Origin of the sequence: Marinococcus halophilus, assembly GCF_900166605.1 — a bacterium.
GTDB classification, from domain to species: Bacteria; Bacillota; Bacilli; order Bacillales; family Marinococcaceae; genus Marinococcus; species Marinococcus halophilus.
On record NZ_FVZD01000006.1, the window covers coordinates 240,668 to 263,092 of the forward strand.

Annotated in this window: 26 protein-coding genes and 1 riboswitch; of the genes, 18 read left to right on the top strand and 8 right to left on the bottom strand. The window is 47.0% G+C overall.

The genetic code is table 11. The features are described from left to right. Positions 1-22: 22 nt before the first annotated feature. Complete coding sequence (locus tag B5066_RS07335) at positions 23-904, bottom strand: ROK family protein (protein ID WP_079475294.1); 882 nt, start codon at positions 902-904, stop codon at positions 23-25. 162 nt (positions 905-1,066) lie between these two features. Between B5066_RS07335 and B5066_RS07340 the strand changes: the two genes are divergently transcribed. The 5 genes from B5066_RS07340 (at position 1,067) to B5066_RS07360 (ending at position 6,613) form a co-directional block, all read left to right on the top strand. Beyond that, a complete protein-coding gene (locus B5066_RS07340; RefSeq protein WP_079475295.1) occupies positions 1,067-1,750 on the top strand; it encodes a spermine/spermidine synthase domain-containing protein in 684 nt (227 codons plus the stop codon). A gap of 103 nt (positions 1,751-1,853) precedes the next feature. Beyond that, on the top strand, positions 1,854-2,789 hold the full coding sequence (locus B5066_RS07345; RefSeq protein WP_079475296.1) for a glycosyltransferase family 2 protein: 936 nt from the start codon (positions 1,854-1,856) through the stop codon (positions 2,787-2,789). Then, positions 2,786-3,160 carry a GtrA family protein gene (locus tag B5066_RS07350; protein ID WP_079475297.1) on the top strand — a complete coding sequence of 125 codons (375 nt, stop codon included), beginning with the start codon at positions 2,786-2,788 and terminating at the stop codon, positions 3,158-3,160. Before B5066_RS07345 ends, B5066_RS07350 begins: the two co-directional genes overlap by 4 nt. A gap of 15 nt (positions 3,161-3,175) precedes the next feature. Next, a complete protein-coding gene (locus tag B5066_RS07355; protein ID WP_179124055.1) occupies positions 3,176-5,764 on the top strand; it encodes a YfhO family protein in 2,589 nt (862 codons plus the stop codon). Positions 5,765-6,001: 237 nt separating this feature from the next. Continuing rightward, entirely contained in the window at positions 6,002-6,613 is a 612-nt protein-coding gene (locus tag B5066_RS07360; protein WP_179124056.1) for a hypothetical protein, read from the top strand. A gap of 52 nt (positions 6,614-6,665) precedes the next feature. On the opposite strand, the gene B5066_RS07365 is transcribed toward B5066_RS07360, so the two are convergent. Continuing rightward, positions 6,666-6,959, bottom strand: a complete 294-nt coding sequence (locus tag B5066_RS07365) for a hypothetical protein (RefSeq protein WP_079475300.1) — start codon at positions 6,957-6,959, stop codon at positions 6,666-6,668. A 171-nt stretch (positions 6,960-7,130) separates the two neighbouring features. Between B5066_RS07365 and B5066_RS07370 the strand changes: the two genes are divergently transcribed. Next, positions 7,131-7,817 (top strand): YqjF family protein, encoded by a 687-nt coding sequence (locus B5066_RS07370; protein WP_079475301.1) that lies wholly within the window; start codon positions 7,131-7,133, stop codon positions 7,815-7,817. Positions 7,818-7,863: 46 nt separating this feature from the next. On the opposite strand, the gene B5066_RS07375 is transcribed toward B5066_RS07370, so the two are convergent. Beyond that, positions 7,864-8,604 (bottom strand): SDR family oxidoreductase, encoded by a 741-nt coding sequence (locus tag B5066_RS07375; protein ID WP_079475302.1) that lies wholly within the window; start codon positions 8,602-8,604, stop codon positions 7,864-7,866. Positions 8,605-8,844: 240 nt separating this feature from the next. Further along, positions 8,845-9,228 carry a hypothetical protein gene (locus tag B5066_RS07380; protein ID WP_079475303.1) on the bottom strand — a complete coding sequence of 128 codons (384 nt, stop codon included), beginning with the start codon at positions 9,226-9,228 and terminating at the stop codon, positions 8,845-8,847. A 115-nt stretch (positions 9,229-9,343) separates the two neighbouring features. Between B5066_RS07380 and B5066_RS07385 the strand changes: the two genes are divergently transcribed. Together B5066_RS07385 and B5066_RS07390 are read left to right on the top strand one after the other, a co-directional pair. Next, positions 9,344-9,673, top strand: a complete 330-nt coding sequence (locus tag B5066_RS07385; RefSeq protein ID WP_079475304.1) for a tRNA-binding protein — start codon at positions 9,344-9,346, stop codon at positions 9,671-9,673. Between the two features lie 12 nt (positions 9,674-9,685). Further along, the gene (locus B5066_RS07390; RefSeq protein WP_079475305.1) at positions 9,686-10,540 is read left to right on the top strand and encodes an NmrA family NAD(P)-binding protein; all 855 of its coding nucleotides are present in this window, start codon (positions 9,686-9,688) and stop codon (positions 10,538-10,540) included. A 47-nt stretch (positions 10,541-10,587) separates the two neighbouring features. On the opposite strand, the gene B5066_RS07395 is transcribed toward B5066_RS07390, so the two are convergent. Beyond that, positions 10,588-11,397, bottom strand: a complete 810-nt coding sequence (locus B5066_RS07395) for an alpha/beta fold hydrolase (protein ID WP_079475306.1) — start codon at positions 11,395-11,397, stop codon at positions 10,588-10,590. A 189-nt stretch (positions 11,398-11,586) separates the two neighbouring features. On the opposite strand from B5066_RS07395, the gene B5066_RS07400 reads away from it, so the two are divergent. From B5066_RS07400 to B5066_RS07420, 4 genes are all read left to right on the top strand, one after another. Next, positions 11,587-12,327 (top strand): alpha/beta hydrolase, encoded by a 741-nt coding sequence (locus B5066_RS07400; protein WP_079475307.1) that lies wholly within the window; start codon positions 11,587-11,589, stop codon positions 12,325-12,327. A 339-nt stretch (positions 12,328-12,666) separates the two neighbouring features. Next, positions 12,667-12,987 carry a YrhK family protein gene (locus tag B5066_RS07410; protein WP_079475309.1) on the top strand — a complete coding sequence of 107 codons (321 nt, stop codon included), beginning with the start codon at positions 12,667-12,669 and terminating at the stop codon, positions 12,985-12,987. Between the two features lie 68 nt (positions 12,988-13,055). Further along, positions 13,056-15,041 (top strand): penicillin-binding transpeptidase domain-containing protein, encoded by a 1,986-nt coding sequence (locus B5066_RS07415; protein WP_079475310.1) that lies wholly within the window; start codon positions 13,056-13,058, stop codon positions 15,039-15,041. 121 nt (positions 15,042-15,162) lie between these two features. Beyond that, on the top strand, positions 15,163-15,771 hold the full coding sequence (locus B5066_RS07420; RefSeq protein ID WP_079475311.1) for a VanZ family protein: 609 nt from the start codon (positions 15,163-15,165) through the stop codon (positions 15,769-15,771). A gap of 46 nt (positions 15,772-15,817) precedes the next feature. On the opposite strand, the gene B5066_RS07425 is transcribed toward B5066_RS07420, so the two are convergent. Beyond that, on the bottom strand, positions 15,818-16,189 hold the full coding sequence (locus B5066_RS07425; RefSeq protein WP_079475312.1) for a DoxX family protein: 372 nt from the start codon (positions 16,187-16,189) through the stop codon (positions 15,818-15,820). Positions 16,190-16,208: 19 nt separating this feature from the next. Further along, positions 16,209-16,499, bottom strand: a complete 291-nt coding sequence (locus B5066_RS07430) for a hypothetical protein (RefSeq protein WP_079475313.1) — start codon at positions 16,497-16,499, stop codon at positions 16,209-16,211. A 71-nt stretch (positions 16,500-16,570) separates the two neighbouring features. Beyond that, positions 16,571-16,634: riboswitch (Fluoride riboswitch) on the top strand. Positions 16,635-16,684: 50 nt separating this feature from the next. On the opposite strand from B5066_RS07430, the gene crcB reads away from it, so the two are divergent. Both crcB and B5066_RS07440 read left to right on the top strand, forming a co-directional pair. Then, positions 16,685-17,059 carry a fluoride efflux transporter CrcB gene (crcB, locus tag B5066_RS07435; RefSeq protein ID WP_079475314.1) on the top strand — a complete coding sequence of 125 codons (375 nt, stop codon included), beginning with the start codon at positions 16,685-16,687 and terminating at the stop codon, positions 17,057-17,059. Further along, a complete protein-coding gene (locus B5066_RS07440; RefSeq protein WP_079475315.1) occupies positions 17,059-17,409 on the top strand; it encodes a fluoride efflux transporter FluC in 351 nt (116 codons plus the stop codon). The genes crcB and B5066_RS07440 overlap by 1 nt, the downstream gene beginning before the upstream one ends. 36 nt (positions 17,410-17,445) lie before the next feature. Here the strand turns inward: B5066_RS07440 and B5066_RS07445 are convergent, their stop codons facing one another. Next, the gene (locus B5066_RS07445; protein WP_179124057.1) at positions 17,446-18,633 is read right to left on the bottom strand and encodes an MFS transporter; all 1,188 of its coding nucleotides are present in this window, start codon (positions 18,631-18,633) and stop codon (positions 17,446-17,448) included. 249 nt (positions 18,634-18,882) lie between these two features. On the opposite strand from B5066_RS07445, the gene B5066_RS07450 reads away from it, so the two are divergent. From B5066_RS07450 to B5066_RS07465, 4 genes are all read left to right on the top strand, one after another. Beyond that, positions 18,883-19,779, top strand: a complete 897-nt coding sequence (locus tag B5066_RS07450; protein WP_079475317.1) for an ABC transporter ATP-binding protein — start codon at positions 18,883-18,885, stop codon at positions 19,777-19,779. Further along, on the top strand, positions 19,772-20,998 hold the full coding sequence (locus B5066_RS07455; RefSeq protein WP_079475318.1) for an ABC transporter permease: 1,227 nt from the start codon (positions 19,772-19,774) through the stop codon (positions 20,996-20,998). Before B5066_RS07450 ends, B5066_RS07455 begins: the two co-directional genes overlap by 8 nt. A 61-nt stretch (positions 20,999-21,059) precedes the next feature. Further along, on the top strand, positions 21,060-21,434 hold the full coding sequence (locus tag B5066_RS07460) for a PH domain-containing protein (protein WP_079475319.1): 375 nt from the start codon (positions 21,060-21,062) through the stop codon (positions 21,432-21,434). 132 nt (positions 21,435-21,566) lie between these two features. Continuing rightward, positions 21,567-22,388 carry an AraC family transcriptional regulator gene (locus tag B5066_RS07465; RefSeq protein ID WP_079475320.1) on the top strand — a complete coding sequence of 274 codons (822 nt, stop codon included), beginning with the start codon at positions 21,567-21,569 and terminating at the stop codon, positions 22,386-22,388. The last annotated feature ends 37 nt before the right edge of the window (positions 22,389-22,425 follow it).

The following is a 22,425-nucleotide window of genomic DNA, read 5'->3' on the forward strand; positions in this document are numbered from 1 at the left end:
TGTTTTGAGGCTGCGCCTGCTTTTAGTTGGGGGTATCCTCGAGAGTCCGGGCAGCGAGAACAAAGCCTCCGGTGATGCCGGCATCATCATAAAGACCCGGGGTGGTGATATACTGGTCAATGTGTTGAGTGATCATTGAGTCCTGCACGTACCCCTGCAGAAGCTGCTGTGTTTTTTCGTGTACTTTTGCGAGCAGGGAAGGCTGTTTGCTGACGCCGCCACCGATAATAATCCGCTCGGGAGTGAGAATTAGAATGTAATTCATCATGGCCTGAGCGAGGTAATAGGATTCAAGCTCCCATACCTCAGGGCGGGCAGTCAGCTCGCTGCCTTTTTCTCCCCAGCGCTTTTCCACAGCCGGCCCTGAAGCAAGTCCCTCGAGGCAGTCGCTATGGTAAGGGCATGTGCCTTTAAAATCATCCTCGGGATGCCGGCGGACAATAATATGTCCGGCTTCGGGATGGTTCAGCCCCTCGAGAATATGATTATTAATCACGGCTCCCACGCCGATACCAGTGCCAACTGTCATGTACAGGCAGCTCGTTTTTCCGGCGCCGGCACCGTGTTTCCATTCTCCTAGCGCTGCTGCATTGACGTCGGTTGTAAAGCCTGCCGGCACCCCCAGATGTTTTTGCACATCGCCAAGAATGTTAAAGTTTTGCCATGCTGTTTTTGGCGTGGTAGTGATGTAGCCGTATGTATCATTTTTTGTATTAATATCAATCGGTCCAAAAGAGCCAATGCCCACGGCTTCGATAGAAAAAGAACGGAAAAAATCGTACACCTGCTGCATGGTTTCTGCGGGCGTCGTAGTTAGAATAGAAACGCGTTCTTTAATATCACGGCCGTTTTCACTGACCGCGCAGACAAATTTGGTCCCTCCTGCTTCAATGGCGCCGAGCATATAAACAACCTCCTGGTCTTTTCTAAAATAGTTAACAAAATATTATAAAATAAATAAACATACTCATGTTGATAAAATTCTGCATACTTTTTAATCGTACCTTTTTTTTCTGGTTTTGCAAATATGAAATATACTTGCCGTACAGGAAAGGAGTGGTCTTGAATGAACAGTGACAGGGAAGTAATAAAAAAGGTTCAGGGAAAAAGCGGGGAGCTGCAGCTTCAGCGGCGCGGCGGGCATTATGAAGTTATTAGTAATGGAACGTTTTTAATGGCTACCCATAATGGAGATTCAGAGCGGCGAATGGTAAAGACTGCGCTGCAACATGCTTTTTCAGCAGAGTCGGTGCTGATTGGAGGTCTTGGTGTCGGTTTTTCACTCGATGAAGCGGTAAATCATGCAGATACAGTGCACGTAACTGTTGTAGAATTAGAGAAGCATATTATTGAGTGGAACCGTTCCTATTTTAAGGAATGGAACCGACGGGCTCCCGAGAATGAGAAAGCACGAATCATTGAGGCGGATCTTCTAGCATTTTTAGAGAAAGAAACAAGCGCACGCTGGGATGCTGTATGTATGGATACCGATAACGGGCCTGATTGGCTCGTCCGGGAAGGGAATTCCCATATGTATAAAACGGGAGGTCTGCAGGTGGTTTATAACGTACTCCGCAGCGGAGGTGTGGCTGCTTTCTGGAGTGCTTCTTATTCTGCGGCTTTCAAAAGCAGCCTCGAAGCGGTATTCGATGCTGTATGGACCGAGGAAGTGGAGGTTGGACGAGGCGGCCCGGACGTTATTTTTTATGCCCGGAAAGCGGGAGGCACGCATCCATCCCACAATTTTTGAGAATTTTTCACCTCTGTACAGTGATACAAATGATATAGAGAAGGGTACGATATGAAAGTACTGTGTAAACAATGGGAGATAAAGGGGCCAGGGGGGAAATAAAATGAAAAAGATAACAATCGTCATCCCTTCGTTCAATGAAGAGGACAACATTGTCTCTGTATATGAATCACTGCATAATCATTTAGGGCATCTGCCCTATGAAATAGAAGCACTGTATATAGATGACGGAAGCTCGGACCAGACGCTTGCGAAGATGAGAGAGCTTGCCCGGATGCATGAAAATGTGAGCTATGTATCGTTTACCCGTAACTTCGGAAAAGAAGCAGCACTCATTGCTGGGCTGCACCATGCGGACGGTGATGCTGTAGTGATTATTGATGCTGATCTGCAGCACCCCTCCGAAGTCATTTTAGAATTAATTGAAGGCTACGAAGAAGGCTACGACCAGGTTATCGCGAAGAGGAACCGGGAAGGGGATTCAAAATTCCGTTCGGGTATGGCGACAATGTATTATAAATTTATTAATAAAATGGTGGATGTAAAGCTTGAAGACGGTGTCGGCGATTTCCGCCTGTTAAGCCGGAGGGCGCTCGATGCCCTGCTGTCGTTAAGTGAAGCCAACCGATTCTCGAAGGGGCTTTTTTCATGGATCGGCTTTCCTTCCAAAACGGTTTACTATGAAAATGTGCAGCGTCAAGAAGGCGAAACCAAGTGGTCGTTTTCGAGCTTGTTGAATTACGGCGTGGACGGCATGATTTCTTTTAATAACCGTCCGCTGCGTGTTTGTCTGTATACCGGCCTTGCTGTTATGCTGCTTGCGCTGATTTACATTGGTATTACATTTGTCCAGATTCTGCGGATGGGAATAGAAGTGCCGGGCTACTTTACGACAATTTCTGCTATCCTGTTTTTAGGAGGCGTGCAGTTGTTAAGCCTCGGCGTGCTTGGGGAATATATTGGCCGCATCTACTATGAAACGAAAAGGCGCCCGCATTATTTAGTGCAGGAATCTAATACGAAAAGGCGAGATGCATGAAACAGTTGGATAATGAGTTTACTAGATTTGTTTTAGTAGGCGGTATGAACACGTTGAACTACTATGCCGCCTACTTACTGCTTCACGTTGTACTTTCGGTGCCCTATATGGTTGCCCATATCACCGGTTTTTTTATCAGCTTTGTCATTTCTTTCTTTTTAAATACATACTTTACCTACCAGGTGCGGCCGACATGGAAAAAATTCTTCCAATTTCCGTTGACCCAGGTGGTAAACGTAGGGGCTTCATCTGTTTTTGCTTATATATTTGTGGAATGGCTGGACATTAACAGCACTATCGCCCCTCTGGGAGCGGTGATTTTTACCATACCGATCACATTCATTGTCACTGGGAAAATATTAAAAAGATAGCGTGGGGAGAGAATATTGAAACACAAGCATATATGGGGAATTGCGGCAGCAATCATTCTGTCTGTCATTGCAGCACACGCATTTTTCTTCTACCAATGGACCAATGATACGTATATGGCAGGTCCGAATGACGGATTGAACCAGATGGGGCCGTTTAAGCAGCTGCTGTACGATCATTATACGAGCGGAGAATTTTTTTATTCCTTTCAACTGGGGCTTGGCGGCAGTATGTTTACCCAGCTCGGGTACTATTACTCGACAAACCTGTTCTTCTACCTTCAGATGTTAGTCGTTTATATACTGGAGCTTGTGGGGCTGGTTCGTGAACCCGACGCAGCCTTTTGGACCGAGGCTGTCATTTTTATCAGCATGGCCCGTATGACGCTCGTTTCCTTTTTGACGTACGCCTGCTTCCGCTACATGAAGCTAGACCGTTTGCCTGCTCTGACCGGGGCACTTTTATATGCCACGTGTGTAATGTATTTTCGTCACGCGGCATTTTGGGAATTTTTCGCAGACGCTTTCATTTGGCTTCCGCTGCTCGTGTACGGAGTAGAAAAAATTATCCGGGAGAAAAAACCGCTGCTGTTTATTTTTGCGCTTGCAGCAACCGTATTTTCGAACTTCTACTTTTCTTATATCGTGCTTATTTTTATCGGTATTTATATATTAGCCAGATGGCTGATCCGTCTTGTGCCTCAGGAAACAAAAATAGGAAAGCAGATACTTTATTTTGGGGGCAGCTCCCTGCTCGGGTTCGGCATCGGCCTGACCGGCTTTTTCGCTGGCGTGTACGGCTACTTTAACAATTACCGGCCAGACTTTGAACAGGAAATCGTGTTATTTGATAGTACAAGCAATATCCTGCTCGACAGCCGCTTTCTCATTGTGCCGACCATCTTTTTAGTGTTTGCAGCCTGGAAGCAGCTGTACAGGGATCCGCGGTTTGTGCTTTTTACGATTCTGTCACTTTTATTCATTGTATTTCATTATAGCCCGTTGGTAGGAAGCGCATTTAACGGCTTTTCTGCGCCAAGGAACCGTTTTGAGTACATCGCTGCTTTTCTACTCGCCGGCGCAGTGGCAGCGGGCATTCAGCATATCCGAAAGCTCGACTGGCGGGAACTGGTGCCTTCACTTGTTTTTGCAACAGGCATGTACATCCTGTTTTACCTATTAGATGACGATTTTTCCATTGATCACTGGAGCGGCTGGCTGACGCCGGGCATGATTGTTATTTCCCTGGGAGCCTTTGTCATCACCACGCTTACAGATGTACGCGGCAAAAGGATCATCACTGCCGTTTTTGCCATTATGACGAGCGTGGTGGTCGCCAATCAGTACCAGTATGAAAAGCTGTTTGAACGTGGGAGTATGAACGAAACGACGCAGGAATTTCTCATGAGCGAGGATTACATGGATGCAGATCAGATCGAACTGCTTGATGAAGCTGCGCAGGAGGATCCCGACGCGCTGTCCCGCACTACTTGGATCAAAGACCCTCAGCGTACAAATACGCCGCTGTATTTGGATTTTTACGGGGCAGGGGCATACTCAAGTATTTTGAATGAAGAACTGCTCATGTTTTATTACAATGACCTTCAGATCGATCTCGGACGGGAAAGTATCAGCCGGTATTCCGATTTCGGGCGAAGGGCAAATATATACAGCCTGCTGCGCGGGGAATACGCCATGTTTGAAAAAGACGGGGATGAAAACGTGCCGTACGGGTTTACTCCATTTGTAGAAAATGATAATTATATTATTTATCAAAATGAAAACGTGCTGCCGTTTGTACGGACCACCAATCAAATATACGCCTATGAAGATGCTGAAGAAGCCGCGCCGCTCGCGAAGGAGCATGCGATGCTAAACGGTGTAATCCTCGAAAATCCAGAGACAGCGGCCGATTTTCCACAGGAAAATTCGGTCACTACCGGAGAGGATGTTGAAGCCGTAAACGGGACTTACGACAACGGGATGCTTACGGTTACCGGAGAAGAGGGCGGACTCAATATTACAGTGCCCGGGGATGAAGACGTGGAGGACTATTACGTAGACTTTCTCCTCCGCCAGGAGCCCGGTGTCGGCTATTTCCGGATGAACGTGAACGAATTTGAGACAACGCGAAAAGCGAGAGACTCACTGTACCGCACGAACGAAAATGATTTAACGATCCGGGTGGAAAATCCGGCGGATAATGTTATAGAAATCCGGCTGCCTGAAGGAGAGTACCATCTTGAGGATCTGGCTGTATACGGGGAAACGTATGAACAATTAAATGAAGCCAGCGAACAGGCAAAGGATATTACCCGGAATGTAGAAGTGGACGGCAATGAAGTCGATACTGTCGTTGAAAACGACGCAGGAGACGCATACGCTGTCATGCCTGTTCCATATGAAAAAGGGTGGAGAGCCAAGGTGAATGGTGAACGGGTGCCAATAGAGAAAGCAAACGGAGCGTTTACCGCTGTGCCGCTTGAGAATGGGGAAAACAACCTTTCTCTTACGTACTATCCTCCGTATTTCTGGTGGATGACTGGGATTTCGGTGCTCTCGCTGCTGGCAGCAGTGTTATGGGGCGTTAAAAGAAGAAAAAAATAGTGACAGAGCCTGTTCCGTTCGTCGGGACAGGCTTTTTATATGGATTGACAATGGAAATAATGGAATGGAAAAATAAGGATGAAAGGAGAGCCTATGTCTTTGTCCAAACAAGCAGAAGATTATTTTCAGGAGGTCGGGGATTATCTTTATTTACATGGCAGAAAGAAAAGAGAAACGGAGTTTTACATCCAGGGGGATAAAGAAAAGGTAGAGGCCCGGGAAAAAGCTGGAGGATCTATGTATGAAATTATGCCGAAGGATCCGAAGGTATATAGTGGAGCAATCAAACACAAGGTACCTCCTGCTATAGGAGGGCATCTATCATTTTTATTGCTGGTCGCCTGGGTTCTATTTTTAGCTTTATGGTTGTGGGATTTGCTGCGGGGTGTGACAAATTTTTCTTTCTGGTATTTTGGCATTTTAGGTCCAGGGGCCTTAATAGTCAGTTTTTTAATGATTTACGGCAAACCCCTTCAGGCCTTTCGTTCAAGTTGGATAAAGCAGAACCTGAAGTATCTTCCTCAAGCGGCAATGTTTGTTCTGGTCATTCCCGTTCGTGATCTCATAACAAATGTTCCCGAGGGGAGCCTGATTTTTTCCTCAGCATTTAAGTGGTGGTTTGTGCCTGTAGCAATCATGGCCACTGCCCTGGCGGTTTGGGTTTTCCAGAAGGACTTTTTACCAGCGTACGCAGCAATTATTGGTTTATTGATTGCGGTATGGCTGGTGATTTCTGCGGTGGATCTTTTGCCATTTCCATACAATCTTATTGCCGGTGTCCTGCTTGTAGGCAGTGCATTTGCCTACGGTATTATCCTGAGTTTAAAGCCGGATGATAGACCGGATTAGCTGTTCGTACATTTCCCGGGAAATAAAAGAAGGCCGTGCGTACGGCCTTCTTTTAGGATGAAAATTCTACTGCCGGCCCGGTTAAAATGCCGCTGAACAAGTTGATCAAAAGAAGTACTGTTAAAATAAAAAAGATAATAAAGCTTATCCGGCTCTGGGCTTTAAAATGAGCTGCCAGCCCGACACCCCATAGAGCGGTAATTACAAGACCGGCATAGACGTATAATGAAATACCGCCGCCCACTACGATGGCTGTCACAATCAGAAGAATATCAGTGGTAATGACGAGTAACAGGGAGATGGCTAAAAGCATACTGCTGAACATTTTCATTCTGGCGTCTTCCATATATATGAGCTCCTTTGCGAAGAATAACCTTTCTTCAATGTATCACAAACCTTATTGAAGAGGAAAATAAGAAGCAGGAAAAAATAGTATATTCGAAGCCATTTAAGTTTAAAGCAGTTGAAAATCGTAGTATATTGGTTGGGATAAAACACTGAGGAAGAGGGAGCAGAGATGAGAGAGCGGCAGCTGATACGCATGAAATGGAGAAACGCGTTGTTTGCACATTGGGAAAAAACTCCTGGGGAAGTAGCTCGCAGCCTGCCGGAGCATATGGAGGTAGATACGTTTCAGGGGAGAGCGTATGTAGGAGTAGTTTCGTTTTCAATGCACGACATCCGTCCGTCTTTTTTTCCAAAACAGACAGGCCTGCATTTTCCGGAATTGAATCTGCGTACGTATGTCTGCGTGGACGGGGAACCGGGGATTTATTTTTATAATTTAGATGCTTCTTCTCCGCTTGGTGTCTGGATTGCGCGACGGAATTTTGCTATTCCGTATTATCAGGCACGCTTTTCGATCCGCCATTATCAAAGCTGGACGTATTGGAATCACCACCGGAGGTCCGGAAACGTTCGTTTTCGTGCAAAGTACCGGACGACAGGAGAACAGCTGCCGGCTGCAGAAGGATCGCTCGAAAACTGGCTTGCAGAAAGATACCGTTTTTACACAGCCAAAGATAGACAGATATGGTACGGAGATGTCGTACATAAGCCGTGGAAGCTGTATCGCGGTGAGTATGCAGAGGAAGAAAACGGACTACTCGCAGCAGGCGGTTTCAACCATTCAGACGGACGCCCCGTTCATGTTATGGTCAGCCCGGGCGTGGATGTGGGGGCTGTAAGACTACGAAAAAAATAAGCCTCTGCTCCCGGATACGGAGCAGAGGCTTAAATACGTTCGGCATTTATGGCTGATCCACCGGACGAACAACAATTTCATTGACGTCCACGTGTGCCGGCTGGGTAAGTGCATAGTATACTGCTTCTGCAATATCTTCTGAATTCAGCTGCTGCACATTCAATACGGAATCGAATTGTTCCATTACTTCTTTATCCGTAATGGTTTCAGTCAGCTCTGTATTCACCACGCCTGGAGAAATGGCAGTCGTACGAATGTTAGTCTGGGCTACTTCTTGTTCGAGGCCCATCATAATTGCCTTTACGGCAAATTTCGTACCACTGTATACGGAACTGCCAGGGAAGATTTGGTGGGCAGCAACAGAGGAAGTGGAAATAATATGGCCATCATTATTTTCGATCATATGCGGAAGGATGGCATTGATGCCGTACAGAACACCTTTAATGTTCACATCCACCATCTGGTCCCACTCATCGACCTTTTGATTTTTCAGTAATGATAGCGGCATTAAGCCGGCGTTGTTAAAAAGGCCGTATACTTTGCCAAAGTGATTGACTGCTTCGCGTCCGAGTTCTTCCATCTGTTCACGGGAAGTAACGTCGGTCTCTTTGAGGATAATTTCGCCAGGCTGATCGGAAAGCTCTTCTTTAATTTCGTTCAGGCGTTCGAGACGGCGGGCGGCAAGTGCTACGTTAGCGCCGTTTTCGACGAGTTTTTTAGCGGTGGCTCTCCCAATGCCGCTGCTTGCTCCTGTAATAATAAACGTTTTGCCTTGAAGTTCTGTCATGACGTGTATCGCTCCTTTTTCTGTAAGCTATTTATGCCATAACGTTAGTTACTTTAAAATAATAAGTGGCATCGGGGTGTATGATACCCGTTGTGACTTAATTCAATCATCCAATTTTTGCTAAAAGGGAAGAATTTAATAGAAATGCTTATATGGCGGGGATAGCGCGTGGGCCCGCGAACAAAATTTTTTAAGCTGGTTGTCCGGAAACTAAAAAACTCCCGGATTCACGCCGGAAGTTTATGATTTTACATGTGGGGGACGTTTTTTAGGAGTGAGAATAATCTGCACCAGAAGGCAGAGAGAAGCGGCCATAATGATACCGATTTCTATATAATACCAGAACAGTTCGCCGCTGTTTAACTGAAACATAGTAACTACCCCGATCATCAGCAGGCCAATGCCGATACGGTTCATCCATCTCCAGCGCACAGCAAATGCGGCAAACCATTGAATGAATGGAAGGTTAAATACAAGCCAAAACACAAGCGGGGCCCCGATGCCGATTAACCAGTACCCCTGCCCAATAAATAACTCGGCAGAAAAGCGGGCAATGCTGATAATAGGTATATTCATGGCGGCACCTAAAATAATTCCGAGCAAAAATGTTAGAAAACGCCGCACGTCAATTCACCTCAAATGAGTTTCCCGGCCAAAAAGGTACCAGGATATTACAAATAATATAAGCGCTTATGATACGATGATACATAATCAAAGTAGAGAAAGGAAGGGTATTTCGATGGCTTCTATTGAAAACTTTCACAACCTGGATATTAGAGTAGGAAAGATTGTACAGATACAAGAGTTTCCGGAGGCAAAAAAGCCTGCGTATCAGGCGTGGGTGGATTTTGGAGAAGAAGTGGGAGTAAAGCAGTCCAGCGCCCAGATTACTGAGTTGTATGAAAAAGGTGAGTTGGAGGGTAAAACAGTGATTGGCATTGTGAACCTTCCTCCAATGAAAATTGCATCGTTCACTTCAGAATGCTTGATTTTAGGCGTATATACTGATGAAGGAGTGACTCTTCTGCAAACAGACCACGAAACGAAAATCGGGGAAAGAATCGGCTGAGAGGGTGAATATATGAAATACGTTATTACGGGAGCTACAGGCCATCTTGGAAAAAAAGTAACAGAGGAACTGCTTGAACTCGTCCCCAAAGAACAGGTGACCCTTGGCGTGCGCAGCCCTGAAAAAGCGGCGGTGTTCAAAGAGCAGAATGTTCACATAGAAAAAATGGATTACTATTCGTTTGATGAGCAGACGGCAGTCTTTCGGGGAGCAGACGTGGTGCTTTACATTCCAAGCATTACGCACCCATCTGAACAGCGAATCACGGAATTTAGAACCTCAGTTGAAGCGGCAGAGGGGGTTGGCGTCAAACATTTTATTTTTATCGGTTTTACGGCGGACCATTGGAACAACCCCTTTCATATGAGCCCGTTTTTCGGCTACGCTGTCCGGCGTATTGCAATGAGTTCGATGTCTGGCACTATTATTCGCAACGGAGTATATGCGGACCCGCTGATTCCTTATACGGAGGAGCTGGTCCGGACTAAAAGGCTGCCTTACCCGGCAGGAAGAGGCGCTGCTTCTTTTATTACGCGAAGAGACCTGGCTAAGGCCATAGCCGCTGTGGCTGCTGGGCCTGACAGGCACGGGGGTCTCTATACGCTGACAGGGATGCAGGCTTATACGATGGAGGAATTGGGTGAGTTGCTTTCCAATATTACGGGAGAGCGCATTCGTTATGAACCGATGGAAGTCCAGGAATTTGCCCGGGCCTACGATGATGGCTCCGGCTTCGGCAGGGTGAATGCATCTTTGTATGAAGCAGTCTCCATGGGACTGATGGGCGAGGTCACTACAGACGTGGAAAAACTTACAGGAAAACCGCCGGAAATGCTGCGGTCATACCTCGAACGGCATCTATTATAGAAAAAAGGACACGCTGGCATGCGTGTCCTTTAATCGTTATTGCCTCATTACTCTCCGAGAAAACGTAGAAGTTCCTGGTTGAACTTTTCTTTTTCATCAACAAACAGGCCATGGCCGCTGTTTTCAAAAGGAACGACCTTTAAGCCGTTGATTCCTTTTTGAAGCTCCCCGGAAAATTCGTATGGGCAGATCTGATCGTTTTTCCCGTGAAAGCTTTCTACCGGAACTGTAATAGAGGAGAGGTCTTCAAAGGAGTCCTCGTCCCGGAGCGCTTCCGCTGAATGGATGGTCGAATAGCTTCCGGCTTCCATGCCGAGGCCATGGAACCACGTTTTAAATACATCGGAAACATCATCACTGCCAAAAAACATGCCACCGAAATCCTCGAGCATTTTAGGGCGATCGGTATTCAGGTTGTCAATAATTCCGTCGACGTCTTTTTTCTCCATGCCGTATGGGAAGTTTTCCCGTTGCGTGAAGCTTGGAGCTGCCGGTGCGAGCAAAAGTAATTTAGAAACTCCCTGCTGCTTATGACGGGCCATATACCGAAGAGCGATCGGGCCTCCCATGGAAAAACCGGCGAGGACAAAATTGTCCAGCTCCATGGCGTCAACGACTCCTTTAACATCGTCTGCCATTTGATTATAATCATATCCGCTCCATGGCTTGTCGGACTGTCCGTAGCCGCGGAGGTCGATGCCGATAAACCGGTACCCGTGCTTTGGAAGCTCATTGAATTGGTACTCGTACATTTTGTGGTTTACCGGCCAGCCGTGTATGAATACAACTGGCTTTCCTTCACCGATATCCTCCACGTAGAGATGCACATCTTCTTCTACAGCAACATAATGCCCCATATAGGTAAATCCTCCCCACTAATAAATATAGTATTTAGAATATTTAATTTACCCTTGTTTGCTTTGCGATAAACTCTGGGCGCTTTATTTGACAATGATAATCTTTTTCAATTAATCTGTTGCTGATGGGACTAAAGACATTGAAGAAAAAGAAATAATTGAGACAATGCAGTAAAAAGGAGCCAGGCTATGAAAGGCACAATCATCCATCACCAGATTATGGACCGGGACGTATATGTATACCTGCCTCCAAATTACAGCCGGAGCACTCAGAAACGCTATCCTGTTATTTATGTCCAGGACGGAGCTTATTTGTTCCGGGATTCGAGCAGTGTGTGGGAGGGTTTGATGGAAGCCGGATATATGCAGCCGGTAGTGATGGTCGGAGTGGAGCCCAAAAGCCGTATTCATGAGTACACCCCGTGGCCGTCAAAAGCAATTTCTTTGCACTTGCCGGATTTTAAAGGCCTTGGCACAGAGTATGCATATATACTGACCAACGGCATCCGTCCCTATATTAATGAAAAATACCGGGTAAGAACAGAGGCCTCCCATACCGGATTGATTGGTGCGTCACTTGGAGGGCTTGTTTCCATTTATATTGCTGATCTGTATCCCCATGTGTTTCATAAAATTGGCTTGCTTTCTGCTTCGCTGTGGTATAAAGGAATGGACACTTTTATTAAAGACCGGCTCTCGCTTACCCTGCGCCATTACGTATATTTGTATGTAGGAGAATGGGAAGGGAACGGCCAGCCGTTTATCGAACCCTACATGGTGCCAAGAACACAGTTAATGTATGATATGCTTCGAAAGCAGCTCGAAAACCAGGTGGCACTTCATATAAAACCAAAGGCGATGCATGAGAGAAAGTATTTCGTTTCTCAGTTCCCTGCCGCCTGCACGTGGTTGTTTCCGCCCCTGCATTAGCGGTATAGTAATAGATATGGCACATACAGAGGAGTATAGAATGGAAGCAGAGTTTTTCTTTCGGTCCGTACTTATGCCGGCAGTAATTATTTTCTGCCTGATTTTTTATTTGATGCTTCTTTGGATGCATCAAAGAGGAAAGTTCAGCCGAAGTGAAAATAAAAATGCACGGCAGGCAAAAATAATTCGTAATGGGTTTGTGTTAACAGGTTTTCTTGCTTTTATATGGTTTCTCTCGCTCTATATTTAATCACCTGCAAGACTGCAGGTGATTTTTATGTCGTCTAAGCGGATTAAAGATGAGTATCAGATAAAGTGAGACAAAGGAGAGGATAAAAGTTGGGGAAAAATATCGATCTCGTATTTGGGGGCTATGAACTGCGCATCACAAAGGTTTACCAATTGATTTACCATATAAATGATCTGCTGCTAGCCCTTATATTTTTAATTGGCAGTTTTTTATTTTTTTCGGAAACTACTACGTTTTACGGTACGTGGCTGTTTGTGATCGGAAGCCTGCAGATGTTCATCCGTCCCATAATAGCAATGACGCATCAGATTCACGTGGGCAAAGTAAGAAAGCAGAGAAAGGAAAATGCCAGAAAGCGGGGTGCCCGGGCTGTCCGTGTCCGGAAAGGGAGCCAGTCCTATAAGCTGTAGCGAGACCCGGCGCGCGAAACGTACTTATGTTAAAATATGGCTGAAGAAATGGAGAACGGAGGGGAAGCATGAAAAAAACGGCTGCAGCAGCAGGAGCTATAGCACTGATCGGGGGGCTCAGCGCCTGCAACAACCGGGAAAGCGCGGAAGACAAAATGCAGGAATTTACGGAGGCATGGAACAACCAAAACTTTGAAGAAATGTACGGGTATTTAAGCTCCGATACACGAGCGCAGATCAACAAGGAAACATTTATCAACCGGCACGAAACAATTTATGAAGACACAAATGCTGAAGACCTGACGATTCAAACAGGCGAAACCGATGAAAATAATGAGGGTGAAGAAGAAACGGCGCTTCCGTTCTCAGTAAGCATGACCACGAGCGCCGGCGATGTTTCTTTTGAGCAGGAAGCTGCCTGGGTGCTCGAAGAGACAGAGGATGGGGAGGAATGGCAGCTGGACTGGTCTCCTTCATACATATTTGAAGAATTGGGCTGGGAAGAGACTATAAACGTCGAACGGACGAAGCCGGCACGTGGAGAAATTCTGGCAGAGGGGGGCGAGCCGCTTGCGACGAATATGGAAACAACGAGGGTGAGCCTCGTGCCCGGCAGTTTGGGGGAAGAGAGGGAGGACACAATTTCCACAATCGCAGATGAGTTGAATATACCGGAAGAGGATATTGATGAAGCGCTCGACCAGGACTGGGTTACAGACGAAAGTGCGGTGCCGGTGAAAACACTCTCTCCTGACGAAGAAGCAGCAGCTTCAGAGGTAGAGGATCTACCAGGCGTACAGCTTTCTGAAGTCGGAAACCAGCGGTATTACCCGGAACAAGAGGCCGCTGCTCATTTAACGGGATATATCGGAAATATTTCTGGGGAGGAGCTTGAAGAACGGGGCGGCACATATACGCAGTCCTCCCAAATCGGCAAAGCGGGACTTGAATATGTTTATGAAGAGAGGCTGCGCGGTGAGCCCGGCATGCTGATCTCCACGTCAGAGGATGATGTGGTTGCAGAACAAGAAGCGGTTGCTGGTGAAGATGTGCAGACGACGATCGATATTTCGCTGCAGGGGCGTGCCTATGAGCAAATACAGGAGGACACAGGAGCAACCGTGGCGCTGAATCCGCAGAACGGGAACACGCTGGCACTGGTAAGCGCTCCGTCCTATGACCCGAATAATTATATTTACGGCTGGCCGGAAGACGAATTGAATGAATTTAATGAAAGCGACAATCGTCCGCGCGCTGCTAAATTTAACAGCACCTATGCCCCGGGTTCGACAGTGAAGCCTATCACTGCTTCGATCGGGCTGAGCAACGAAGCGATCACCCCGGATGAGGAAATGACGATCGAAGGCCTCGAGTGGCAGCCCGACAGCTCCTGGGGCGGTTATTCGGTAACCCGGGTAGATGATGAGTTAAGCGAGGTTAATCTGCGCGAGGCGTTAATTACGTCGGATAATATTTACTTTGCACGGACGGCGCTAAACACCGGTGCGGAAGACTTCACAGCTGGTTTGGAAAGCTTCGGCTTCAATCAGGAAATGCCGTATGATTTTCCTATAGAGAATTCCTCCATCGCCTCGGACGGCCTGGACTCCGAGGTGCTGCTTGCTGATACCGGCTATGGACAGGGGCAGATGCAAATGTCTCCGGTTCATCTGGCCTCAGCTTTTACAGCCTTTGTAAATGAAGGAGATATGCTGGCTCCGCAGCTTCTCGCTTCTTCTGACCGGGAGGTGTGGGAGGAAAATGTCGTGCCGGAAAGCGGAATCTCAGCAATTGAGGCAGGCCTTGAAGGGGTCGTGGAGGACGAACGTGGTTCGGCATATGAGCCAGTGAACGAAAACATCTCGATTTCAGGCAAAACCGGGACGGCTGAACTGAAGCAGGCCGGAGAAGAAGAAGGTACAGAAAACGGTTGGTTTGTGGCTTATGATAATGAAGACGAGGATTTACTGATCGCGTCGATGATCCAGAACGTCGAAGAGCGTGGCGGCAGCAGCTACGTGGTAGAACAGACAAAGCCGCTGTTTGAAGAGTAACCTTTTCACTGAATTGTCATCGGAGTGCAAAGAAAAAATTTAGTTGTTTTCTCATACATCCGGTGAATTACGGGTATGTATAGAAAAGGATTCTTTGTATGTCAGATGAGGGGGTGAGAGAATGACAGGACTGTTTATTGATCCGTTTTTATGGATCACGATTGGTTTAATTTTGATTGTAATAACATTTTTGTTTTTCTGGTTCCGGCGCAGTCATGACCCACTTGGACGGAAAATACTTGCCGCGGTATTTATGATCTACCTGGCGACGATCGTTCGTTTCACGTTGATTCCGGCACCTTATGAAGGTTCGCTTGGTCCAGGTCTTCAGCTTGGGGAGTACTATCAATTTCTTCCTTTCTACACGATTGTAGAATCGTTCCAGGAGGGCACATGGCTCAGCGTGGTAGTAGGACAGATTGGACTATACCTGCTGTTGCCGATCTTTTTTGGCATATTGGTCAGTGACGATATTCACTTTATCTGGGCTTTTGCTATCGGTACGCTTTTATCCTTTTCCATACAGCTGATGGAGTTTGGGATTAACTTAATTATTGGCTACCCGACGAGAGTGGCCGACATTGATTCAATTATTTTGAATACGATCGGCGCGATGATCGGCTATGCCATCTTTAAGTATTACCGCAAGTCACGGCGCAAGCAGAATAAACCAGTGCTGCCGGCTGCTATTGCTCCGAGAGACCGCTCAGCAACGGCTACAAAATTGTAAATAAAGCCGCCGTCTCCTATAAGGAGACGGCGGCTTCTTCTATATATCAGCGTGCATTTGCTGAATTTCTGCTGCATTCAAGCGCCCATTGAATGAGCGGCAGCTGCAACGGGAGGCGCAGCCAGTATAAAAGCGGATAGGCCCGGCCGTTTGGGCGTAAAGGGATCTTTTTGACAGCCATGTAAATGTTAGCCGGGAAAACAAGTACGAAAAAGGCGGCTGCCGGCTTACCGGCATAGCTGCTCCATTGACGTACGGCAAACGCAATACCTAAAAGCAGTTCTGCTGCTCCGGAAATATATACGGCGGCCCGTCTCCACGGAGCCCAGGGCGGCAGGATTCGTTCAAATTTAGCCGGAGAAATAAAATGCAGGATCCCGGCAGAAAAAAGGATTGCCGCGAGAAGCCATCGTTTCATGATAAGTGTCCTTTCTGTATTAAAATAAAATGAAATATATACATGCTGCACAAAGAAGAGCGAATAAAAGAAAAACGAGGCGGCGAAGGATATTCTGCCATATAGGCGACAGGCTGCTTGTCCAACGGTGCACCTGTTTTTCAAACTTATGAAAGACAAACATGATGCCGGAAGTGTCTTCTTCTACCTGCTGCCTGGTAAAGGTTAGCGTATGAACGTCTTCTTTCAGGCTGATCATTAATGCTACAAACAAAAGCAGCAGAAAAGGAAAAACTAAAATGAGCTGAAAAACAATAAACATAGCCACCACGCTCCTCCCTCCTGTGTTCCCTGTTCATAAAAAAGTCAATCCTGGGTGTAAGATTATGGTATACTGGGCGAAGAATAGCTGGCGATGGAGTTCGCCGGAACCGCTCTAAATAGAGCTGATGACTCCTGTCTGTTCACGGGATACGTGTGCAGACAGGATTTTTGCGTTCAACAAGGAGGAAAAAAATGAAACTATATGTATGGATGGCAGTCGGCGGAGCGCTCGGCAGCCTGCTGCGTTACCTTGTCGACCGGGCGTTTGCAGCAGCTCCCGGAGTGTTTCCATGGGGAACGATGACGGCAAACATTGCTGGATGTTTTTTACTTGGATGGTTTACCTCGAGGGTTATACAGCGTAAAGCGTGGCCGTCCATGTGGGAGGCCGTAGTAGGCACGGGGGTTATTGGTGCTTTCACCACCTTTTCCACTTTTAGTATGGAAACCATTCAGTTAATCGAAAACGGTGCTCTGCCTGCAGCAGGGATATATGTTTTAGTCAGTGCTGCCGGCGGACTTGTAACTGCGGGCATTGGTTACCGTGCAGGAAGGAGGAAAAACTGATGACATGGCTGCTTGTCGCTCTTGGCGGTGCCTTCGGGGCTGCTGCCCGTGCGGCGCTGGTGTCATGGTCCAAAGAGAATGGCTGGCACCGGGTGCTGCCTTTTGGCACGCTGTTTGTAAATGTATTGGGATCGTTTATGCTCGGCCTGGTCGTGGCGCGGGGGGCCGGCATGACAGAAACAGTGGGCATTGGCATCGGCTTTTTAGGTGCCTTCACCACCTTTTCGACCTTTAATATGGAAATCATTCAAAAAATTGAAGCCGGCGAAGGAAGACATGCTTTATTGTACGGGGGCGGAAGCTATACCCTGGGAATTTTAGCAGCAGCAGCCGGGTATTTTTGGGGGTAAAAAGCCGTTTCCCGGGATTAGGAAACAGCTTTTTATTTACCCCGGAGAATTCTCTCCGTCAGTCTGAACATGAAAACGAATCAGCCAAGTAATCAAAAGCCCGGTGAGGGAAAGCAGTGCACCGAAATAAAAAACACTGGGGAGGGAAACCTGTTCGGCGACAGAGCCGGCGACGACCGGGCCGAGCAGGATCCCTGCAGCATAAAACGACTGATAAAATCCCATTGCGCTTGCCTTCAGCGGCCCGGGGCTCACCTGCACAACCATTCCTAAAAGCAGCGGAAGCACAATGCCAAGAGCGAGTCCGAGTACCGCCTGGTTCAGGCTCAGCTCCCATAAAGAAGCAGTCGACGGCATCCATACAAGCGCTGCTGCTCCGGTAAGAAAGGAACCGTAAAGAAGAGGTTTGTGCAGACGGGCCGGTACGGTATAAAACGATAAAAACAAAGAGGCCAGAAGGTGCGGAACAAAAAAGGCAATGAAAATGACGACTAATGTCCGCTCGGTAGCGCCGATTGAAGATGCGTACAGCGGGGTGAATCCGAAAATGGTCATGAAAATAATAGAATGGCCGATAAAGCTAGCACACGTAAGCCAGCGCAGGTCATGCAGCCGTAAAGTGCGTGTGATTAACGAACGAATTTTCAATGGCTCTGCTTTCGTCTGTACCGGTATTTCTTTTGTGAAGAGCGTAAACCCAATGCCTATGAGAGAAAAGGCGGCGGCGATCCAGAACAGCGCTTCAAACCCGAACAGGTCAGCGAGATAGCCGCTGAACATCATACTGATAAACTGAGTGAAAACTGTTAATAACTGCAGGATGCCCATTGCTCTCGAGGATTGGTCGGCAGCAAAGTAGCGGGAATACATAATCGTCGCCATTACCCACATCGAGGCGGTTACCCCGGCAAGCAGCCGGGCAGTAAAAACCGCCGCAAAAGAATCTGAGAAGACGAGCAGCACACCACTGATGAATCCGCTAACAAATCCCGCAATTAGCAGTTTTTTCAACAGGCCCTTTAAAGCATCAGAAAGAATGCCGAGCGGATAACGCAGAAGCACCTGCGTAGCCCCGTAGGCACCGAGAATAACGCCGATCGCGGTATAGGTGAAGCTGCTGTTTTCCAAATACAGGCTAAATACCGGCACGTACACGTAGGTGGCGAACCAAAAACAAAAAACAGCGGTTAAAAACAGGGCATGATCACGTTTTGTAATTTTCATAGCTATCATCCTTATGTAGAAAATCAATTATTAAGATAAAAAGCAGATGTATCCATCATAAACTAATTCTTTCCAAAAGATAAGCGCTTACCTTTAATTCCGTCAAATGCGGAAAAGGGTTTGGGCTTTTGTTTTCGATTATTTTAAGGCCGGTGGCTTCCATTAAAATAAGAGGGGTTTATGGTATAAAATGGATGCTATAATGTTTATCATGGAAGAGGATTTTTATTTTTTGGGAGGAGGCTGTATATGCTTGAAGTAGATCATTTGTCAAAGTGTTTTTTAGAAAAGCAGGCTGTCGATGAGCTTTCATTTTCGATTCAGCCCGGAGAAAGTCTCGGTTTGATCGGCCAGAATGGGGCTGGGAAAACGACCACATTCCGCATGCTGCTCGGCCTAATGGAGCGTACAGACGGAACGATAGAATGGCAGGGGCGAAAAGCCCATCATCTGCCGCTTGACCGGGTAGGCTACCTGCCGGAAGAGCGGGGCTTATTTGCAGAAGAGCAGGTGGAACAGCAGCTGCTGTTTCTTGCAGGGCTGAAAAACATGAATAAAAAAGAAGCTAAAGCTTCGATGGCTTACTGGCTCGACGTGTTTGAGCTTGAAAAGGAAAAAAAGCAGAAATTAAACACACTTTCCAAGGGCAATCAGCAAAAAATCCAATTGATTGCGGCGCTCGTTCACCGTCCGGATTTTCTTATTCTTGACGAGCCATTCAGCGGGCTTGATCCGGTGAATACGGACATTTTGAAGGAAGCTATCCAAAATCTGCGCAGGGAAGGAGTGACCATTATTTTTTCAAGTCATCGCATGGAGCACGTGGAAGAAATCTGCGACAAGCTCGTTATGCTTAAAAACGGCAAAAACATTTTGAGCGGACGTCTCGGGGAAATCAAGACACGCATGGATCGCAACCGGATTGTTGCCGAAGCTTCCTGCCCGCCGGAAGATATCAGAACATGGGAGGGAGTGCAGGAAGTACGCGAGGCTGGAGAACGACTACATATCTATACGGATACAAAAGCAAGGTCCAGGGACATTTTGCAGCAGCTTTTTACATATGGAGATGTCCGTATATTTCGAATGGAACCTCCGTCACTCGAAGAAATTTTCAAAGAGAAAATAGGTGAGGCCCATGCGTAATATGTGGAGAATTTTTGCCCATACATTCCGGGTACGTGCGGGGGCAAAATCATTTATTGTGTCGACGGCTATCATGCTAATAGTTGTGCTTGTTGCGCTCAGCCTGCCTAGAATTATTGACTTTTTTGGAAGCGGTGAAGCTGATATCAACAGCCTGGCTGTCGTCAATCAGAGTGAATCACTGCAGCTTCCGGAAGAGGCAGCCGGTATAGAGCTTCATACGTATGCCCAGGAGGATCAGGCAGAAAAAGCCTGGAATAGCGGAGAAACAGATGGTTATCTGCTATTTGAAAACAACGGGAGTGAATACCTCGGAAGTTTATATACCGATGATGAAGCGGGAGAGACGGTTCAGGCCCTTTCAACTGGTATTCAGCAGACCCATGTTTCTCAATACGCAGAAGAGCTTGGGATCAGCGGGGAAGAAGTGCAAAACATTACCGCTCCTGTACAAATAGCGGAAAGCACAGAAGAAGCTGAAGGGAGCGGGGGTTCTTCCACTGAAGAAGGATTTAATCTTCTTTCCTATGCAGTTGTCTTTGTGATTTATATTTATTCGCTGATGTGCGGAATTATGATTGCCATGCAAATTGCCAAGGACAAGGAGCAGCGGGTAATGGAAATTCTGATTTCGAGCGCCTCTCCTGTCCAGCATTTGTTTGGCCGGGCGTTTGGAGTGTCCGCCATCTGGCTTTTCCAAATGGCTCTGGTAGCAGTAACAGCGGTAATATACGTGAATGTTACCGGGCTGGATAATATTACTTCGCTTATCAGTGCGACTGGCGGGGCCGCTGTCTCCACCTGGATATATGCTGTAGTGTTTCTGCTCCTGGGAATTGTGCTTTACGGCACGCTATATGCCATGGTCGGATCGATGGCAGCCAAAACGGAGGAAGTCCAGAACTTCAGCCAGCCGCTTACGTTTCTGCTGGTGGGGGCGTTTATTTTGTCGAACTTCGGCCTGGCAGCGCCGGGAAATATTTTTGTAACTGCAAGTTCTTTTATTCCATTCTTCACTCCTTTTACGATGTTTGTACGAACGAACGCCCTCGACGTGCCGTGGTGGCAGATAGGTATAAGCATTGGCCTGACTCTGGCCTTGGTGGCAGCAGCAGCCTGGTTCAGCGTCCGTCTTTACCGGGGCAGTGTCCTCGTTTACAGCGGTGATTCATTTAGCAGAAGGGTCAAGCAGGCACGGGAACTTGCCCGCAAAAAATGATAAACTAAAGCTGAACCATCTATTTAGCTTATGCTCATAAGCAGAAGGAGACGATCGCACTATGGGACTGTTTGATTCATTGATGGGGAACGCTTCAGAAGCAGATCCAAAAAAAGTAGAAGAAGAGATGCGGGAATGGTTAACGGCAGGAGAACAGGTGGAAAGTGCATTTAAGCTGTACCGGGATTTAATGGTATTTACGAACAAACGGCTGATTATGCTCGACAAGCAGGGCGTGACTGGAAAGAAAGTGGAATATCATACGGTTCCGTACCGAAGCATCACTCATTACAGCGTAGAAACCGCCGGTACGTTTGATTTGGACAGCGAATTAAAAATATGGGTCAGCAGCACGGCAGAGCCTGTTTCCAAAACCTTTCGCAACGATGACAACATTTTTGACGTACAGCGCGCGCTAAGCAAGTATGTGCTTTGATAAAATTTTCCGGATACCGTTTCAGGTATCCGGATTCTTTTTAAAACAGAAGAATACATATGCTATGATGAACAAAAGTAAATCCACATGAGTCGAACAATACCAAAAATTTCACAGGGGTGGAAGGCTACGATGCAGAATAAGGAACACTCGGCAGTTATCTCTTTGTATGAAAGCAAGCATAAAGAAAAGGATACCGTTGCCACGCATGCTCATGAAACCCATCAACTGTTATACGTCCTTGACGGTGACGGCGCCTGCGAACTTGCTGAAAGTGTGTATGATATTACAACAGATTCTTTTCTTATTGTGCCTCCACAGACCAGGCATTCGATTCGTGCGGATTCGCACATGACAGTCCTGGTGCTCGAATTCGATGCCGGGAAACTGAGCCAGGACGTGCGTACACAGCTGATCCCAAATGTTTTCGGTGCCGCCCGTGTGCAGTCCTTCAGTGCTATTGACAGCAGTGAACTCCGACAGATTATGCGGAAGATGCTTTACGAGCAGTCGCATGGCGATCAGCTGTGGCGGATGGCGCTTAAGATTCATATTGCTGAACTCCTGTGTACGCTAGCCCGTTCAAATCAGGAAATTGGCCCGGGAGATACAAACAAACTACGGGTCGATCGCCTTCGGCAATACATCGAGACACGTTATTATGACATTGAGAGTGCAGAGGATATTGCAGTGCGTATGGGCATGAGTAAACGATACATGCAGACAATTTTCAAAGAATACTATGAGCGTACACCGATGCAGTATTTGACCGAAGTCCGTCTTGGGCTCGTTAAACAGCTGCTTGTAGAAAGCGATAAAGACATCGTCTCCATCTGCTTTGAGGTAGGGTTTGAATCATTATCCACGTTTTACCGTTTGTTTAAAAAACACGTTGGGGTGCCGCCAAATATGTACCGGACGACACAAAGAAATCGAGACGGGGCATCAGAATAACCACTAAATCATTTCCGAATATGAGAATAAACGACTG

Excerpts from the sequence above, each read along its gene's own strand:
- B5066_RS07335 (WP_079475294.1), bottom strand. The coding sequence starts at position 904 with ATGCTCGGCGCCATTGAAGCAGGAGGGACCAAATTTGTCTGCGCGGTC.
- B5066_RS07340 (WP_079475295.1), top strand. The coding sequence starts at position 1,067 with ATGAACAGTGACAGGGAAGTAATAAAAAAGGTTCAGGGAAAAAGCGGG.
- B5066_RS07345 (WP_079475296.1), top strand. The coding sequence starts at position 1,854 with ATGAAAAAGATAACAATCGTCATCCCTTCGTTCAATGAAGAGGACAAC.
- B5066_RS07350 (WP_079475297.1), top strand. The coding sequence starts at position 2,786 with ATGAAACAGTTGGATAATGAGTTTACTAGATTTGTTTTAGTAGGCGGT.
- B5066_RS07360 (WP_179124056.1), top strand. The coding sequence starts at position 6,002 with ATGTATGAAATTATGCCGAAGGATCCGAAGGTATATAGTGGAGCAATC.
- B5066_RS07365 (WP_079475300.1), bottom strand. The coding sequence starts at position 6,959 with ATGGAAGACGCCAGAATGAAAATGTTCAGCAGTATGCTTTTAGCCATC.
- B5066_RS07370 (WP_079475301.1), top strand. The coding sequence starts at position 7,131 with ATGAGAGAGCGGCAGCTGATACGCATGAAATGGAGAAACGCGTTGTTT.
- B5066_RS07375 (WP_079475302.1), bottom strand. The coding sequence starts at position 8,604 with ATGACAGAACTTCAAGGCAAAACGTTTATTATTACAGGAGCAAGCAGC.
- B5066_RS07385 (WP_079475304.1), top strand. The coding sequence starts at position 9,344 with ATGGCTTCTATTGAAAACTTTCACAACCTGGATATTAGAGTAGGAAAG.
- B5066_RS07390 (WP_079475305.1), top strand. The coding sequence starts at position 9,686 with ATGAAATACGTTATTACGGGAGCTACAGGCCATCTTGGAAAAAAAGTA.
- B5066_RS07395 (WP_079475306.1), bottom strand. The coding sequence starts at position 11,397 with ATGGGGCATTATGTTGCTGTAGAAGAAGATGTGCATCTCTACGTGGAG.
- B5066_RS07400 (WP_079475307.1), top strand. The coding sequence starts at position 11,587 with ATGAAAGGCACAATCATCCATCACCAGATTATGGACCGGGACGTATAT.
- B5066_RS07415 (WP_079475310.1), top strand. The coding sequence starts at position 13,056 with ATGAAAAAAACGGCTGCAGCAGCAGGAGCTATAGCACTGATCGGGGGG.
- B5066_RS07420 (WP_079475311.1), top strand. The coding sequence starts at position 15,163 with ATGACAGGACTGTTTATTGATCCGTTTTTATGGATCACGATTGGTTTA.
- B5066_RS07425 (WP_079475312.1), bottom strand. The coding sequence starts at position 16,189 with ATGAAACGATGGCTTCTCGCGGCAATCCTTTTTTCTGCCGGGATCCTG.
- crcB (WP_079475314.1), top strand. The coding sequence starts at position 16,685 with ATGAAACTATATGTATGGATGGCAGTCGGCGGAGCGCTCGGCAGCCTG.
- B5066_RS07440 (WP_079475315.1), top strand. The coding sequence starts at position 17,059 with ATGACATGGCTGCTTGTCGCTCTTGGCGGTGCCTTCGGGGCTGCTGCC.
- B5066_RS07445 (WP_179124057.1), bottom strand. The coding sequence starts at position 18,633 with ATGAAAATTACAAAACGTGATCATGCCCTGTTTTTAACCGCTGTTTTT.
- B5066_RS07450 (WP_079475317.1), top strand. The coding sequence starts at position 18,883 with ATGCTTGAAGTAGATCATTTGTCAAAGTGTTTTTTAGAAAAGCAGGCT.
- B5066_RS07455 (WP_079475318.1), top strand. The coding sequence starts at position 19,772 with ATGCGTAATATGTGGAGAATTTTTGCCCATACATTCCGGGTACGTGCG.
- B5066_RS07460 (WP_079475319.1), top strand. The coding sequence starts at position 21,060 with ATGGGACTGTTTGATTCATTGATGGGGAACGCTTCAGAAGCAGATCCA.
- B5066_RS07465 (WP_079475320.1), top strand. The coding sequence starts at position 21,567 with ATGCAGAATAAGGAACACTCGGCAGTTATCTCTTTGTATGAAAGCAAG.